Source organism: Paenibacillus sp. RUD330 (assembly GCF_002243345.2).
In the GTDB taxonomy this organism is placed as follows: Bacteria; Bacillota; Bacilli; order Paenibacillales; family Paenibacillaceae; genus Paenibacillus_O.
The window spans coordinates 3,349,950-3,364,340 of sequence record NZ_CP022655.2 but is presented as its reverse complement, the minus strand read 5'-3'; the positions used below and the strand labels follow the sequence as shown (position 1 = coordinate 3,364,340).

General features: G+C 59.4%; 14 protein-coding genes. 13 read left to right on the top strand and 1 reads right to left on the bottom strand.

Annotation, left to right across the window (positions count from 1 at the left end; translation table 11 throughout):
* Positions 1-95 precede the first annotated feature (95 nt).
* The 8 genes from CIC07_RS15310 (at position 96) to CIC07_RS15275 (ending at position 7,032) form a co-directional block, all read left to right on the top strand.
* Entirely contained in the window at positions 96-905 is an 810-nt protein-coding gene (locus CIC07_RS15310) for a hypothetical protein (RefSeq protein ID WP_076354929.1), read from the top strand.
* The gene (locus CIC07_RS15305; RefSeq protein ID WP_076354931.1) at positions 902-1,507 is read left to right on the top strand and encodes a hypothetical protein; all 606 of its coding nucleotides are present in this window, start codon (positions 902-904) and stop codon (positions 1,505-1,507) included. Before CIC07_RS15310 ends, CIC07_RS15305 begins: the two co-directional genes overlap by 4 nt.
* Positions 1,504-1,965, top strand: a complete 462-nt coding sequence (locus tag CIC07_RS15300) for a GNAT family N-acetyltransferase (protein WP_076356892.1) — start codon at positions 1,504-1,506, stop codon at positions 1,963-1,965. Before CIC07_RS15305 ends, CIC07_RS15300 begins: the two co-directional genes overlap by 4 nt.
* 123 nt (positions 1,966-2,088) lie before the next feature.
* Positions 2,089-3,432 carry a stalk domain-containing protein gene (locus CIC07_RS15295; RefSeq protein ID WP_076354933.1) on the top strand — a complete coding sequence of 448 codons (1,344 nt, stop codon included), beginning with the start codon at positions 2,089-2,091 and terminating at the stop codon, positions 3,430-3,432.
* 73 nt (positions 3,433-3,505) lie between these two features.
* Entirely contained in the window at positions 3,506-4,003 is a 498-nt protein-coding gene (locus CIC07_RS15290; RefSeq protein WP_076354935.1) for a tetratricopeptide repeat protein, read from the top strand.
* Positions 4,004-4,287: 284 nt separating this feature from the next.
* Positions 4,288-5,337, top strand: a complete 1,050-nt coding sequence (locus CIC07_RS15285; RefSeq protein WP_076354937.1) for an ABC transporter ATP-binding protein — start codon at positions 4,288-4,290, stop codon at positions 5,335-5,337.
* A complete protein-coding gene (locus tag CIC07_RS15280; RefSeq protein WP_234992890.1) occupies positions 5,334-6,233 on the top strand; it encodes an ABC transporter permease in 900 nt (299 codons plus the stop codon). The genes CIC07_RS15285 and CIC07_RS15280 overlap by 4 nt, the downstream gene beginning before the upstream one ends.
* Positions 6,234-6,243: 10 nt before the next feature.
* Complete coding sequence (locus tag CIC07_RS15275) at positions 6,244-7,032, top strand: ABC transporter permease (RefSeq protein WP_234992891.1); 789 nt, start codon at positions 6,244-6,246, stop codon at positions 7,030-7,032.
* A gap of 119 nt (positions 7,033-7,151) precedes the next feature.
* On the opposite strand, the gene CIC07_RS15270 is transcribed toward CIC07_RS15275, so the two are convergent.
* On the bottom strand, positions 7,152-8,147 hold the full coding sequence (locus CIC07_RS15270; protein WP_076354941.1) for a glycosyltransferase: 996 nt from the start codon (positions 8,145-8,147) through the stop codon (positions 7,152-7,154).
* A gap of 157 nt (positions 8,148-8,304) precedes the next feature.
* On the opposite strand from CIC07_RS15270, the gene CIC07_RS15265 reads away from it, so the two are divergent.
* The 5 genes from CIC07_RS15265 (at position 8,305) to CIC07_RS15245 (ending at position 14,387) form a co-directional block, all read left to right on the top strand.
* Entirely contained in the window at positions 8,305-10,596 is a 2,292-nt protein-coding gene (locus tag CIC07_RS15265) for a preprotein translocase subunit SecA (RefSeq protein ID WP_076354943.1), read from the top strand.
* 43 nt (positions 10,597-10,639) lie between these two features.
* The gene (locus CIC07_RS15260; protein ID WP_076354945.1) at positions 10,640-11,098 is read left to right on the top strand and encodes an NUDIX domain-containing protein; all 459 of its coding nucleotides are present in this window, start codon (positions 10,640-10,642) and stop codon (positions 11,096-11,098) included.
* Positions 11,099-11,243: 145 nt separating this feature from the next.
* Entirely contained in the window at positions 11,244-12,236 is a 993-nt protein-coding gene (locus tag CIC07_RS15255; protein WP_076354947.1) for a Gfo/Idh/MocA family protein, read from the top strand.
* 320 nt (positions 12,237-12,556) lie between these two features.
* Positions 12,557-13,333, top strand: a complete 777-nt coding sequence (locus CIC07_RS15250) for an ABC transporter ATP-binding protein (RefSeq protein WP_083687914.1) — start codon at positions 12,557-12,559, stop codon at positions 13,331-13,333.
* On the top strand, positions 13,299-14,387 hold the full coding sequence (locus CIC07_RS15245) for an efflux RND transporter periplasmic adaptor subunit (protein ID WP_076354951.1): 1,089 nt from the start codon (positions 13,299-13,301) through the stop codon (positions 14,385-14,387). Before CIC07_RS15250 ends, CIC07_RS15245 begins: the two co-directional genes overlap by 35 nt.
* The last annotated feature ends 4 nt before the right edge of the window (positions 14,388-14,391 follow it).

Below are 14,391 nucleotides of genomic sequence, written 5' to 3'. Positions count from 1 at the left end.
CTGAAGCGGAACAACTGGAACGGCATGAGAACGCATAATAAGGAAGACATTCCCAATCGTCTCTGCTAAACTGCTGAAGGGGGTGGCAAAGCGAAGTGAAAGCCAAAATGCTTGCCGGAATCATCGCGGTCCTGATCGCAGGCAGCTGGGTCGGCAATATCCTATACTATCGGAGCGGCCAGCTGCAGGAGCCGCTGTTCATGAATCATGAAATCGTGACCGCCAGCAAGGGCGGCATGGTCGATCTCTTCTATTTGCAAAACAAGAACGCAGGAAAAAAAGTGACGGCCATCCAAATCGAATCGCTGCCGACGCTCCGGTTTGATTTGACCGAGTGGCAGAGCTTTTCCCATCAGACCTTCATTCATGCCGCAGGCCATGCCGAAGGCGATCTGCAACCCGGCATCTATACAGAGGCGACCGTCTATTACAATGAAGGACTTCCGAAGAAAGTGCCGATCGGCATGATCGAAGTGAAGGATGGGGAGGGAGAAGGGAATGGGGCGCTGAATTTCAACTCCTCGGGCGGAAGCAGCGACGGCTCGGGATTTCTAAGCGGACGCTTGAGAAGGGATGTCGTGGTCGAGGAGGTTGAGACGAGCATCAGCGACAAATACAAACCGTTGCTGACCTACGAGCTGAAAGCGTTGATGCCGGGCGCCGGCGAGCTCGATCCGATCCGGCTGCCGGAGAGCTTCCCGCAGGGCACGTCCCTGCGAGTGGACTATCGGTGGGGCGAACAGGACCCGGCTGCCGGACTTCCGACCGTGTTCAAGCCATGGATCACGATCAGGTCGCGAGCCTCGGACGGAACGGAGCGGATCGATACGTACTTGATCCAGTTCAGTCTCTATTTGACCGAAGCCCAAGTCCGCGCTGTCGTACGAATGGAGGCGAAGCCATGATTGACGCCAGGCTCATGACTCCGCTGCGCCGTCTCGGCTGGGGCCTTGCCTTGATCCTCATCGACATTCGGCTCGGAACGATCGATGTGCTGCCCGACTTCATCGGTTATCTGATGGCGGCGTCGGCTCTCGGAGCTCTGGCGCAGAGCGGCAAGGTCTTCGCCAAAGCGAGAGCCGTCGCTGTTGGTCTGGCTCTCCTGTCGCTGCCGGATCTGGTTGTTCCGTCGGACACGCTGACGGACTTCGCTGCGGTTCCGCTCGGCATGCATCTGTACGGCCAAGGCCTGGCGCTGATCCATACGCTGATGGCCTATTGGATGATCCAGGGCTTCCTGGCGCTGGCCAAGGATGCCGGAGCCTTCGAGCTGGCGGCATCCATCTCCTGGCGCGGCAAGCTCTATCTGACCTGCAGCGTCCTGCAGCTCGCGGCGTATCCGTGTCTGCTCAACTTCAACGATGGGGACTGGCTGCTGGCATTCGGCGCCTTTATCGTCTTTTTGCTTCTGCTTGAATTCCTGCTGCTGCGGATCCCGTTCCGGCTGGCCAAGCTGCCGCCCGGGGACGATGGAGGGAAAGGGAGGAACATCGATTGGAAAGCATGAAATCGATCAGGCGTTTGATGCCGGGAGAGCCGCTCCCTCTGGAGCTGCTGCTGCTTGCCGATCCCGACAGGGATCTCGTCGAGGATTATGTCCCGCGCGGGGAGTGCTGGGTGCTGGAAGATGAAGAGGCGCATATCCCCATCGGGGTGTATGTCCTGATCCGAACCCGTCCGGCGACGGCGGAGCTCGTCAACGTGGCCGTCTCCGAGTCCTATCAGGGACGCGGCATCGGCAAGAAGCTCGTGCTTCATGCCGTCGAACGCGCTCGGCAAATCGGCATGGCGACGATCGAGGTGGGCACGGGCAGCACGGGCATCGGCCAGATCGCGCTGTATCAGAAATGCGGATTCCGGATAACCGGCGTGGACCGCGATTTCTTCATCCGGCATTACGAGGAGGAGATCATTGAGAACGGGATGGTTCTGCGCGATATGATCCGGTTTTCGATGGATTTGTAGATCGTATTCATGTCGAATAATGACTCTTTATATTTCAATAGACTTTTCCCCTATAACCGCCGATAATAGATTGGGAGTTTCCAGAGATAGAGGAATAATCGACATAAGTTGGGGGATATGGACATGGCAAACAAATTCACACGAACGGCCGGAATTTTGCTGGCATCCGCGTTGCTGGCGACCGGGGCAGCGGGCTTCGCGCCGGCAGCATCGGCAGCGAAAGCTCCCATCAGCGTAACCTTGGACGGAGCTCTGCAGAAATACGATCAGTCTCCGATCATGCTGGAAGGCTCCACGATGGTCCCGCTGCGGGGCATTTTCGAAGGACTCGGAGCGAAGCTGACCGTGTCGGGCAAAAAAATCACGGCGGTCAAAGGCCGCAAAACCGTCGTTCTGACGATCGGCGAGAAGACGGCGGTAATCAACGGCCAAAAAGTAACGCTGGCCCAGCGCTCCGTCGTGCTGAAGGGGCGGACGCTCGTTCCTCTGCGCTTTGTCGGCGAAGCGCTTGGAGCGCATGTCAGCTGGAACGCCTCCAAGTCCCTCGTGACGATCACGAGCCAGACAGCGGAGGAGCTTCAGCTTGAGCTGGACGGATACGCCAACGGCTACGTCTTCAAGCAGGATATCGCCGGTCTCAAGGGACTGATGGCGGAGGGCTGGAAGATCGCGCAGAGCAAGGCGCCGGTACTGAACAGCGTCGGATTCCGCAACGAGGAGATGATCCGCTTTTTCCTCGATCAGGGAGCATCCGTCCAGACCGCCGATCTGGACGAGAACGGCCAGACGGTGACGGTGTTCGATGTCGTCTCCTATCCGTACAAGTTCACCGCGACGGGATATGCGGAGACGACGGAAGAGGCGGATCTGGCGACCGTGAAGCTTCTGCTCAGCTACAAGCCGGATATTCCGGCCCTGGAAAAGGCTTACGGCTCCGTTCTGTGGCATGCCATCCTCTTGGGCAGAGCCTCTATCGTGACGGAGCTGCTGAAGGCGGGCGCCAGCGTCAAGGCTGACGATGCGGGCGATTTTTTCCCGCCGCTCATCGCGGCGACGACGGCGGTGGACAAGGACGGCAAGCGCATGCCTTCCATGGTGGAGCTGCTTCTCAAGAGCGGCGCGGATGCCAACGATTGCAACTGCGATGCTTCCCAGGACTACACCCCGCTGGAAAATGCCAGCCGTACGATGTACGACGAGGATGAGTACGGAGCGTCCGTAGCTTATGACCCCGATCCGGCCGTCGTGAAGCTGCTGCTGCAGTACGGAGCGGATCCGAAGCGCGACAATTCCCTCTACGAGGCTGTCGGCGCGGACAGCCTGGAAATCGCCAAGCTGCTGCTTGCAGCCGGCGCCGACCCGAACAAAGTCTATCCAAGCGCGGAGGAAACCCCGCTTGAATATGCCAAGGCCATCGAGAATGCGGACATGATCGCTCTGCTGGAGGGAGCCGCCAAGCAAGCGTAAGGCGGCTGGTTGAACGGCATCTGCGGATATGAAAATGAACTCATCCATGGAAAATAGTCAGGAGGCGGCGGGAATGGAGCTGAACCTTGCGGACAGGCTGCAGGAAGCCGTATCCCTGCGATCAGGAGGCGACGCCGAGAAGGCGCGCCTCCTGATCGCCAAGCTGGCGGAAGCGCATCCCGAGGACGCGCAGGTATGGTATCAGCTCGCCTGGACCCATGATTCGCTGGGACTGGAGTCGGAGGCGGCGCCGCTCTACGAGAAGGCGCTGTCGCTCGGCCTGCCCGCAGAGGATGACGCAGGCGCGAGGCTCGGCCTCGGCAGCACGCTGAGGACGCTTGGCCGGTACGAGGAATCGGAGAAGCTGCTCCGGGAGGCTGCGGCGAAGTACCCGCAGCGGCGGGAATTCAACGTGTTTTTGGCGATGGCCCTGCATAATCTCGGCCTTCATGCGGAGGCGATGGAGCTGCTGCTCGTGGAGCTGGCCGAGACGAGCTCCGACGAGGGGATTTCTTCGTATGGGCGGGCATTGAGCTTCTATTCCGACAAATTGGATCAGGTTTGGAATTGAAAAAAAGGCTTTACGTTCCGTTTTTTGCCATGTAATATGTTACATCAAACGGAAGGGTTTCTAGGGATCCGGGAAACGGGCCGCCATGAGGCGCCCTCTCTTCGTCCGAACCGAGCGAAACCGCCGCGGCGCGATAGGCCGTGTACACCGTAGGGATAAAAGACCTTCGGAAAGTTCCGCCTGCTTGGTCAGGCCGGCTTTTCGGAGGTCTTTTTTTGCTATATCCATTCCCGGACTGAAGGCCAGATTCCAGCAGAAATCATAGACAGAAGGGGGCGTCGGACATGAAGGTGCTTGAGACAGAAGGGCTGAAGAAAACGTTCATGGTCAAGCGCAAGCAGCCTGGCCTCGGGGGAAGCTTCCGCTCGCTTTGGAAGCCGGAGTGGGGAGAGAAGGAAGCGGTGAAAGGAATCGATCTGGCGGTGGAGGAAGGGGAAACGATCGCGTTCCTCGGTCCGAACGGCGCAGGCAAATCCACGACGATCAAGATGCTCACCGGCATCCTGCACCCGACCTCCGGGGAGGCGAAGGTGCTTGGCTATACGCCCTGGCAGGAGCGCGGACGCCTGGCTTATCTCATCGGCACCGTATTCGGGCAGAAATCGCAGCTGTGGTACCACTTGCCGCCGAGCGATACGTTCGAGCTGATGAGCCGCATCTACGAGCTGGACCGCGACGTCTATCGGAGACGGAAAGCCTCGCTCATCGAACGCTTCGATCTCGGTCCGTACCTGAACGTCCCGGTCCGGAAGCTGTCGCTCGGAGAGAGGATGCGCTGCGAGATCGCCGCTTCCTTCCTGCACGGGCCGCGGCTGCTGTTCCTCGACGAGCCGACGATCGGGCTCGACGTCATGATCAAGGAGCGGATCCGCGACCTCATCGCGGAGCTGAACCGGGAGGAAGGGACGACGGTCTTTCTGACCTCGCATGATGCGGGGGACATCGAGAAGCTGTGCCGCAGAGCCGTCGTCATCCATCACGGGGGCATCATGGTCGACGGGCCCGTGGAGAGGCTGAAGCGGGATATTCTGAGGTACAAGACCGTGACGGTCAGGCTGGCGGGAGAGGGTCGGGGCCTGGGAGCGGGAATCCAAGGCTTGACCGGAACGGAGCTGCTGGAGGCGGAGGAAGGCGTCCTGAAGCTATCCGTCGATCTGACGAGGACCGACATCGAAACGGTGCTGTCCCGGCTCATGGGAAGCGTGCGCATCGCCGATGTGACGATCGAGGACCCGCCGATGGAAGAGGTCATCAAGACGCTCTTTGCCCGGAGCCGCGATCATGATCCAGCTGACGGGACGACCATTGCCGGGGAAGGACGGGGGCTGCCATGAAGATTGAAGTCCGGAAGCCCGCTGCCGGCCCAGGATATGATATGGGCGGCGGTCGCGGATGGAAGCGGAGGCCTTATTCCTCGCGCCAGGAAGCGATGGTGCTGAAAGGGCGCAAATACGCGGCCGTAGGCTCCATCACCTTCAAGCAGCAGACGGCCTACATGGCGGATTTTCTCATCCGCTCCGTCTTTCTCCTGCTGATCCTGTTCATCTTCATGCAGCTGTGGAGCGCCGCCTATAGCGGGCAAGGAGGGGCGGAGGCGAGCATCGGGGGCTTCGTCCTGAAGGACATCATCTGGTACCTCGTCCTGACGGAGGCGTTCACGATGGCCTGCCCCCAGCAATGCACGAGAATCGAGGAGGAGGTCAAAAGCGGAGGCGTCGCCGTCCGGCTGCTGACGCCGATCTCCTATGTCGGCTATCAGTATTTCTCCTATATGGGCGAGGCTTTGCTCCGCTTCGCCGTCAATCTCGCCGCTGGCACGCTGATCGGCTGGCTGATGGTCGGACCGCCGGATTTCGGCTTCGGCTGGGCGGGCATGGCGGCGCTCGGCCTCGGCTCCTTCACGATCGCTTACCTGCTCAACATGTCCATCGCGCTGTGCGCGTTCTGGGTCGAGGAGACCCGCGGCCTGGAGTTCGTCCTGCAGAAGCTGCAGTTCACGGTCGGAGGCATGCTCATTCCTCTGGATCTCATGCCGCACTGGCTGCAGCAGATATGCGCCTGGCTGCCTTTCCAGGCGGTGCTGTACTTCCCGGCGAAGACGGCGGTGGGCGGCACGGATGCGCTGGGAGCATTTCTCGCCACCCAGATATTCTGGATCGCGCTGCTCGGCGCGCTGGTCGCCTGGATCTACTCGAGGGGAGTGAGAAGGCTGAATGTCAACGGAGGTTAGGAAAGGAAGCTTGAGAAAAGGAACGCTGCCGTTCCTGCTCGCCTGCTGGAAGCTCAATCTGGCGGGAGCGATGGAGTTCCGGCTCAGCTTTTTCATGACGGCCGGCATGATGTTCCTGAACAACGTCATCTGGATCGTGTTCTGGGGCATCTTCTTTACCCGCTTTCCTTCGGTCAACGGCTGGGGAATCAACGATGTGATGCTCATGTGGGCGGTTGGAACGGGAGGCTTCGGCTGGGCGAGCATGCTGTTCGGCAACTTCAGCCGGATCGCCTCCATCACGGCGCGGGGCGAGCTGGATGTCTACTTGACCCAGCCCAAGCCGGTGCTGCTCAATGTGCTTGCAAGCCGGATGTCGCTGACGGCGATCGGAGACTTTCTGTTCGGCCTGGCGATCTTCGTCTATGCGGGCGAGCTGTCGCCCGGCGGGGTTCTGAGATTTATGCTGGGCCTGCTGCTGGCGGGGCTGATCTTCCTGTTCTTCAACGTCGCCGCCGGCTCTCTCGCGTTCTTCATCGGCAACGCGGAGGGCATCGCATTCCAGCTGTTCAACGGCCATCTGGCCTTTACGACCTATCCGACGGACATATTCAAAGGAGCGGTGCGGCTCATCCTGTTCACGGTCATTCCTGCAGGGTTCATCAGCTACATGCCGATCGGGCTGCTGCGGGGCTGGCAGGGAGATTATCTGCTGCTTGCGATAGGCGCCGCCGCTATGATCGCCGCCGGGTCGATCGGCTTGTTCTACTGGGGGCTCAGGAGGTACAGCTCGGGCAATATGATGACGATGAGAAGCTGACGGGCGGGAGGAGCCGTTGAGCCGGGGGAAGCGCTCCATCCCTGGCCATAGAGCTTACAGCCTAAAGTGCAGCGCGATCGAGGCGTTCAACCGTTGAACGGCCTCTTCTCGCTGGATGGCTACAGCCAGCCGGCATAAAACCGCTCGTAGCCTTCTCTCATGATCCGGTCCGAGAAATGCTCGAAGGCATAACCGCGGTTGTCGGCGGAAACCTTGAGCGGGGAAGCGGCCGCCATGTTCAGCAGCTCGAACCAGTTGCGCTCGTTGCCGGCGAAAGTGTGCGTGGAGGAGATATGGCCATAGCAAGGATGATCCGGCTTCACGACGAGCTTGCCCATCGCCATCGCTTCGGCCAGCGGCATGGAGAACGTATCGAAGACGCTGGAGCTCCAGTACACTTTGGACGAGTTCATCAGCCCGAAGATGTCTGCGCGCGACAGCGCGAAATGCAGCGTGACATTGGGAGGGATGTCGTAGCGCTTCATGCTTTCCCGATAGCGCTGGCCGCCCATGACCATGACGACATCCTTGTCCGGGTTGCGGCGGGCATATTCGATCGGCAGCTCCGGCCTGCGGTTGGGCTCGTCCCGGCCGATCCAGAGGATGCGGTTGCCGATGACGGCATCCGGATCATAATGCTTGCGGGCGAGATCGCCCTCGAAGCCGATCGGAATGACGTCCACATCGGTGACGCCGTAGTCGGTCTTGAACAGTCCCTTGAGATAATCCGTATGGACGACGGCCTTGTCCACAATCGAGTAGAACGGCTTCATCATCTCGTAGCCGGTCAAGTCCGGATGCGGGTAGGAATGGGGAAACAGCACGCATTTGTCCACGAACATCTTGAGGTATGTGAAGCCGGATACGGTATAGATGACCCGCTCGATCTTCTGCCGTTCCAGCTGCTCCAGCACGAGATCGTAATTGACGAGATCGCCCTTCTCGTATTCGTAGCCGGGAGCCTGATCGTAATCGCTGACATGGCGCTCCGGCATGACAAAGACGATCTCCACGCCGAGCTCGCGGCTGAGCTCCTTCAGCCTTTCGGCATAGATGCGGGGGCCTTGCGCTTCGGCGAACTGGATTTTTCTCATGACTAGCCCTACTTTGGTCATATGAAACCCTCCTGAGTGTATGCGATCCTGCTGTCATTATAGAGCACTTCGGGAGACAGGTTAAGCGGTTGAAGCGGACTTGATCCAGATGGACGGCAGAACGGCGCAAAATTGTCCGCGACCAGGCGCAATTCTACCGAGGGGAGATCGAAATCGTATGAATATAGCCTTGAAATGGATGCAAAGGATCAATGGCCGCGATGACCGGAACAGACTGAAAAGCTATCAGGACAAAGCGGAGCTCATCCGAAAGCGGAATTTGGAAGCATGGGACGATCGGCAGCTTCAAGCGGAATCCCTCCGGCTGCAAAAAGAGGCCCGATCGGGCACGCCTTTGGATGGGCTGCTTGTCGATGCTTATGCGCTGGTCTGCGAGGCGTCGAGGAGAATGCTGGGATTGGAGCCGTACGAGGTCCAGATCATGGCTGCCATCGCCCTGCACGAGAGATTTTTGATCGAGCAGCATACCGGCGAAGGAAAAACGCTATCCGCCGTCATGCCTGCTTATCTGAATGCGCTGGCCGGCGCAGGCGTCCATGTGCTGACCTTCAACGATTATTTGGCGAATCGGGATGCGGCGTGGATGGGGCCGATCTATCGTTTCCTCGGGCTGACGGCAAGCTCGGTTCAAGCGGGCATGAGCCTGTCCGAGAAACGGGCAGCGTATTCCGCGGACATAACCTATGTTACGGCCAAAGAAGCGGGATTCGATTATTTGCGCGACACGATCGCATGGAACGAAGCCGATATCGTGCATCGTCCTTTCCACTGCGTCATCGTCGACGAAGCGGACTCGCTGCTGCTCGACGAGGCGCGGGTGCCGCTCGTCATCGCCGGCGAGGCGGGCTCTTCCAGCTTCGACGGCATTCGTTTCGCAGAAGCGGCCCGGCAGCTGCAGGAAGGACAGCATTACGACTTCGACGAGTTCAAGCGGAACGTTTACCTGAATGAAGCAGGCTCAGCGAAAGCGGAGTCGCTGCTGGGCTGCGGCAATTTGTACACAAGCGGCAACAGTCATTTGCTGACGTTGCTGAACTGCGCGCTGCATGTGGAGCTGTTGTTGAAGAAGGACGTCGATTACATCGTCCGGGACGGGGAAATCGAGCTGATCGACGAATATACCGGCCGGGTGGCGGAGAACAGGCATTTGCCGGATGGGCTGCAAACCGCGCTGGCGGTCAAGGAAGGGCTGCAGTCGAAATCCGGCGGTGAAATTCTGGGGACGATAACCCTGCAGCATTTCCTCAGCCTGTATCCGAAAATCAGCGGAATGACGGCTACCGCGCACGCTTCCCGCATGGAATTCGAAGACATTTATGCGCTGCAGGTCGTGCAAATACCGCCGCATCGGCCAAACATACGGGTTGACCATCCGCTCCGGATCTATACCCATAAAGAAGCCAAATTCAAGGCGCTTGTACATGAAATCTCGTCCGTCCATGCGGCGGGACGTCCCATTCTCATCGGTACGTCGAGCGTCGAGGAGTCAGATATGCTGGCGGAGGCGCTGGCGGCTGCCGGCGTGGCCTGCCATGTTCTGAACGCGAAAAACGACGCGAAGGAAGCCGAGATCATCGCCAAGGCGGGCGAAATCGGCGCCGTGACGGTATCGACGAATATGGCGGGACGCGGCGTCGACATTCGGCTCGGCGGCGGCAATTCCGCGCAAGCAGAGGTTGTCGCCGAACTGGGCGGATTGTACGTGATCGGCACGCATGTGAACGAAAGCGTGCGGATCGACGACCAGCTGCGCGGGCGCTCCGGCCGTCAAGGCGACCCGGGAGCTTCCGTATTTTACGTGAGCTTGGAGGAAGAGCTGCTGCTTCGGTTCGGCATCGATAAAGCGTTGCGCAGCCATAGGCAGGATGAGGCTGTCGACAAGCCGGTGCTCCGCAGCAAAATCGCGCATATTCAGCGCGTTGCCATGGGACAGAACTTCCATATCCGCCAGGAACTGAACCGTTATTCGGATATGGTGGAGGAACAGAGGCGTATCCTATGCGAGGAGCGGCTCGTCATTTTGAAAGGCGAGACGCCGATGAGCCCTTCGGAGCGGCGGGTCCGGCTTTTTTATATCGACAAGTGCTGGGCCGACCATCTGGCTTACGTTTCTTACCTTCGCGAAGGCATCCATTTGGAGAGCCTAGCCGACCGCAATCCAATCGTCGAATTTCATGCTCAAATCATCCAAGCCTACGAGCAGATTCCGGCTGAAATAGAGAGAGAGTCGGCTGTTATGCTCGCAAGGCTGGGCGGGGCGAACGATCCGGGAAAGTGGGAAGAGCTCGGGCTGAAGAGCCCTCCTTCCACTCGGACTTATATCATCAACGATCAATACATGGAGAACAAGCGCAGCTCGTGGGGAGCGGAAACAATATTCGCTTTTTATCTTCGCAAGCTGATGAAGCCGGTATTGGACCGGGCATACGCCGCGCTGAACAAAGGCTGATCGCGCTGCAGGCAAAGACAAGAGGGATGGAGGCGGACGGGAAATGAGAATCGTCGTTACGGGCGGAGCGATCATTCGGGATCGCAGAGGCCGGGTGCTGCTGCAGCGGAGATCGGATTACGGAAATTGGGGGCTTCCGGGAGGAAGCATGGATCCGGGCGAGACGATCGAAGAAGCCATGATCAGGGAAGTCAAGGAGGAGACGGGCCTGTCCGTCTTGGAAGCGGAGTTGTACGCGGTTTACAGCGGTTCGAGAATGGAGTATGTCTATCCCGACGGCAACAGAGTTTCTTTTGTCATGTTTTTATTTTCGGCAAAGACCGATCATGAACGTCATCTCGCCGCCGATGGTGACTCCATCCCGTTCCGCGACCAAGCCGGCGAATCGCTGAGCCTGCGGTTTCGCGAGCTGGATGAGGAGCTGCTGCGGGAGATCAATCCGGTCCAGCTGCCCGTGTTCCAGGATCTGCTTGCAGGGAGAAGCGGCATCCTGAGAAGCTAGCTTTTGTAATCGGCTTCAACGGATGAGGATGATCGCGATGCAGCCGAAGCGTCGGACTTGAAATTTCCGTTGTTTTATCCGATTGGATGCGCTGTGCTAGAATAAGAGGATCAGAGAACCACAGCGATGTCAGGAGGAGCTACTCATGGTCAGAATCGGAATCATCGGATCCAATTTCATTACAGAGACATTCATCGATGCGGCAAGGCGGGTGCCGGAGGCGGTCGTAGCGGCCCATTATTCCCGCTCCGCGGAGCGGGGCAAGGAATTCGCCGACAAGCATGATATCGCGCTGCGCTTCACCGATCTTCAGCAAATGGCGGACAGCGACGCCATCGACGCGGTCTACATCGCCAGCCCGAATTCCCTGCATGCGCCGCAGGCGATCGATTTCATGCAGCGGGGCAAGCATGTCCTCTGCGAGAAGCCGATCGCGTCCAACGCGCGGGAGCTGCGGGAGATGATCGCCGCGGCCAAAGAGAACGGCGTGCTCCTGATGGAAGCGATGAAGTCGACCTTCGTGCCGAACTTCGCCGCGATCCGGGACAACCTTCCGAAGCTCGGCAAGATCCGGAATTACTTCGCCTCCTTCTGCCAGTACTCGTCCCGGTACGACCGCTACAAGGCGGGCGAGGTGCTGAACGCCTTCAAGCCGGAGCTGTCGAACGGCTCGCTCATGGATATCGGCACCTATTGCATCTATCCTCTGGTCGCTCTGTTCGGCAAGCCATTGTCGGTGCAGGCCAGCGCCGTCATGCTGGATTCCGGGGTAGACGGCAAAGGCACGCTGACGCTTTCCTATGACGGAATGGATGCCGTGCTCGTCCATTCGAAAATATCGGATTCCTCGCTGCCGGCGGAAATCCAGGGCGAAGAAGGCGTCATGCTCGTCACCCGCATCAGCCAGCCGGACAGCGTCGTCATCCGCTATCGCGACGGCCGTCCCGAAGAGGACTTGACCCGGCCCCAATCCGACAACACGATGCAGTACGAGATCGAGGAATTCACGCGCCTGATCCTCGAAGGCAGGCTGGAATCGGGAACCAACACGTTCGACAGCTCGCTCGCGGTGCTGGAGATCATGGATGAAGCCAGGCGTCAGATCGGCCTGGAGTTTCCTGCCGACAGGCGGAACTGAAGCAGCGCCTGACGAACGGCGGCGTCATGGGAACCATGTGCGAAAGTTCAAACAGAGAGGCGGTTCCGAGTCATGCCCATGGCTCGGGACCGCCTCTTTTTTTCGTGCATCCGCAATACGGCCGGATGGCTCCGCCCCTAAGCATGAATGTCGAAATTTGACCGAAAAACAGGTCGGCAGCAGGAAGCGACATCTCTTGACACCGGTACCGCGGAACTCTTTTGCAAAAAAAATCGATGAAAACCAAATTAAGGTGTAACCTTTAAGCATTTCCAATCGTCAGAACGAAAATGAGAAAGATGAGAAAAGGGAGAGGGTCTATGGTTTGGAAATTGAAACGCCCGGGGGAACAGCTGCCGGCAGAGACGGGCCAAGACGCCGCCGCCGAAGCTGCGGGCGAGGAGCTTCGCCGGCCGCAAGGGCAGGCAGAGCCGATCCTGCAGGTCATCGGCGTGCATCGCACGTTCCATTCCTCGGGCGCCGACGTGCATGTGCTGAAGGGAATCGACATGAAGGTCGATCCGCTGCAGCTTGTCATGCTCAAGGGCCGGTCCGGCTCCGGCAAGACGACGCTGCTCAATCTGATCGGAGGTCTCGACACTCCGTCCCAAGGGAAGATATGGTTCGACGGCCTGCCTTTCCATGAGCTTGGGGACGATCGCCGGACCGTGGCGCGCAGGGAGCGCATGGGGTTCATCTTCCAGGCGTTCGTCCTCATGCCGCTGCTGTCGGCCTGGGAAAATGTGGAGCTGTCGCTCCGGATGGCGGGAACCCCGCGCGGCGAGTGGAAAGAGCGGGTCGCGCACTGCCTGGAGCTGGTCGGGCTCGAGAAGCGGATGAAGCATCGTCCCTTCGAGATGTCCGGAGGCGAGCAGCAGCGGGTCGCCATCGCCAAGGCGATCGCACACCGGCCGAGGCTGCTGCTCGCCGACGAGCCGACCGCGGAGCTGGATTCGCAGATGTCCGCCCAGATCATGAATGTTTTCCGCACGATCATCAAATCCGAGCAGGTCACGATATGCATGACCACTCACGATCCTACGATTTTGGAGGTTGCCGATCATGTTTACGAAATGGTGGACGGTACGTTCATCTAAAAGCGCCGCGGCCGTGCTGCTCGGCTGTTCGCTGCTTATGTCCGGAGGCTGCGCGCTGCTGCCTGCCGAGCAGTCGGAGGAGGTGCTCCCGTCCATCGCGCCGCCGCAAATTTCCAAGAAGCCCGAATACGAGGTGACGACCGAAACGCTGACGACGACGGTGGACACGACGGGCAAACTGATTTCTTTGCGCGAGGAAACGCTCTATTACACGCTGGACGGCAAGCGGTTGAAGGACTTATACATAAAGGCGGGCCAGAAAGTCAAAGCCGGCGATCCCATCGCATCGCTGGACGTCGAGGACCTGCAGAAGCAGGTCCGCGACCAGAAGCTTCAGTTCCGCAAGGACGAGGTGGGCATGAAGGAAACGCTCCGCAAGAAGGATGAGATGCCTCCCGTCGATTTCGAAGCGGCCGTCATCGCCTTCGAGGAGAAGAAGCAGGCGATAGCCGATCTGGAGCAGCAGATCGCCAAGGCGACGCTGACCGCGCCGTTCTCCGGCACGATCGTGCAGCTGACGCTGCAGAAGGGCGATGCCGTCAAGGCCTACGATCCCGTCTGCGTCATCGCGGACACCTCGCAGCTGGTTCCCGGCATTCAGCTCGATTCCAGCGACCTCGAGAAGGTGTCGGTCGGCATGAAGGCCGTCGTGGACATCAACAACGCCGGCACGATCAACGGCAAGGTCAAGACGCTGCCCGTCAAAGCCGCCGATGACGAATCGGGCGGCAACAACGGCAGCGGCAGCGGCAATGGCGGCGGCACCGGAACGAAGCCGGAGCGTCCCGAGGATTTCCTGACGGTCCAGCTGGACAAAATGCCTGCCGGAGTTACCCGGGGAACGAGGCTTTCGGTCAGCATCATCGTGAAGAGCAAGCCGAACGCCGTCGTCATTCCGCCTTCCGCGCTCCGCAGCATCGGCTCGCGGACCTATGTGCAGGTTGCCGAGGGCGAGACGAAGCGGGAGGTGGATGTCGAGGTAGGCGAGCGGACCGCAACGGCGATTGAAATCCTCAAGGGCCTCGAGCCCGGGATGAAAGTGGTGGGCAAGTAAGGTG

Coding starts and splice junctions, on each gene's coding strand:
- CIC07_RS15305 (WP_076354931.1), top strand. CDS start 902: ATGATTGACGCCAGGCTCATGACTCCGCTGCGCCGTCTCGGCTGGGGC.
- CIC07_RS15300 (WP_076356892.1), top strand. CDS start 1,504: ATGAAATCGATCAGGCGTTTGATGCCGGGAGAGCCGCTCCCTCTGGAG.
- CIC07_RS15295 (WP_076354933.1), top strand. CDS start 2,089: ATGGCAAACAAATTCACACGAACGGCCGGAATTTTGCTGGCATCCGCG.
- CIC07_RS15290 (WP_076354935.1), top strand. CDS start 3,506: ATGGAGCTGAACCTTGCGGACAGGCTGCAGGAAGCCGTATCCCTGCGA.
- CIC07_RS15285 (WP_076354937.1), top strand. CDS start 4,288: ATGAAGGTGCTTGAGACAGAAGGGCTGAAGAAAACGTTCATGGTCAAG.
- CIC07_RS15280 (WP_234992890.1), top strand. CDS start 5,334: ATGAAGATTGAAGTCCGGAAGCCCGCTGCCGGCCCAGGATATGATATG.
- CIC07_RS15270 (WP_076354941.1), bottom strand. CDS start 8,147: ATGACCAAAGTAGGGCTAGTCATGAGAAAAATCCAGTTCGCCGAAGCG.
- CIC07_RS15265 (WP_076354943.1), top strand. CDS start 8,305: ATGAATATAGCCTTGAAATGGATGCAAAGGATCAATGGCCGCGATGAC.
- CIC07_RS15260 (WP_076354945.1), top strand. CDS start 10,640: ATGAGAATCGTCGTTACGGGCGGAGCGATCATTCGGGATCGCAGAGGC.
- CIC07_RS15255 (WP_076354947.1), top strand. CDS start 11,244: ATGGTCAGAATCGGAATCATCGGATCCAATTTCATTACAGAGACATTC.
- CIC07_RS15250 (WP_083687914.1), top strand. CDS start 12,557: ATGGTTTGGAAATTGAAACGCCCGGGGGAACAGCTGCCGGCAGAGACG.
- CIC07_RS15245 (WP_076354951.1), top strand. CDS start 13,299: ATGTTTACGAAATGGTGGACGGTACGTTCATCTAAAAGCGCCGCGGCC.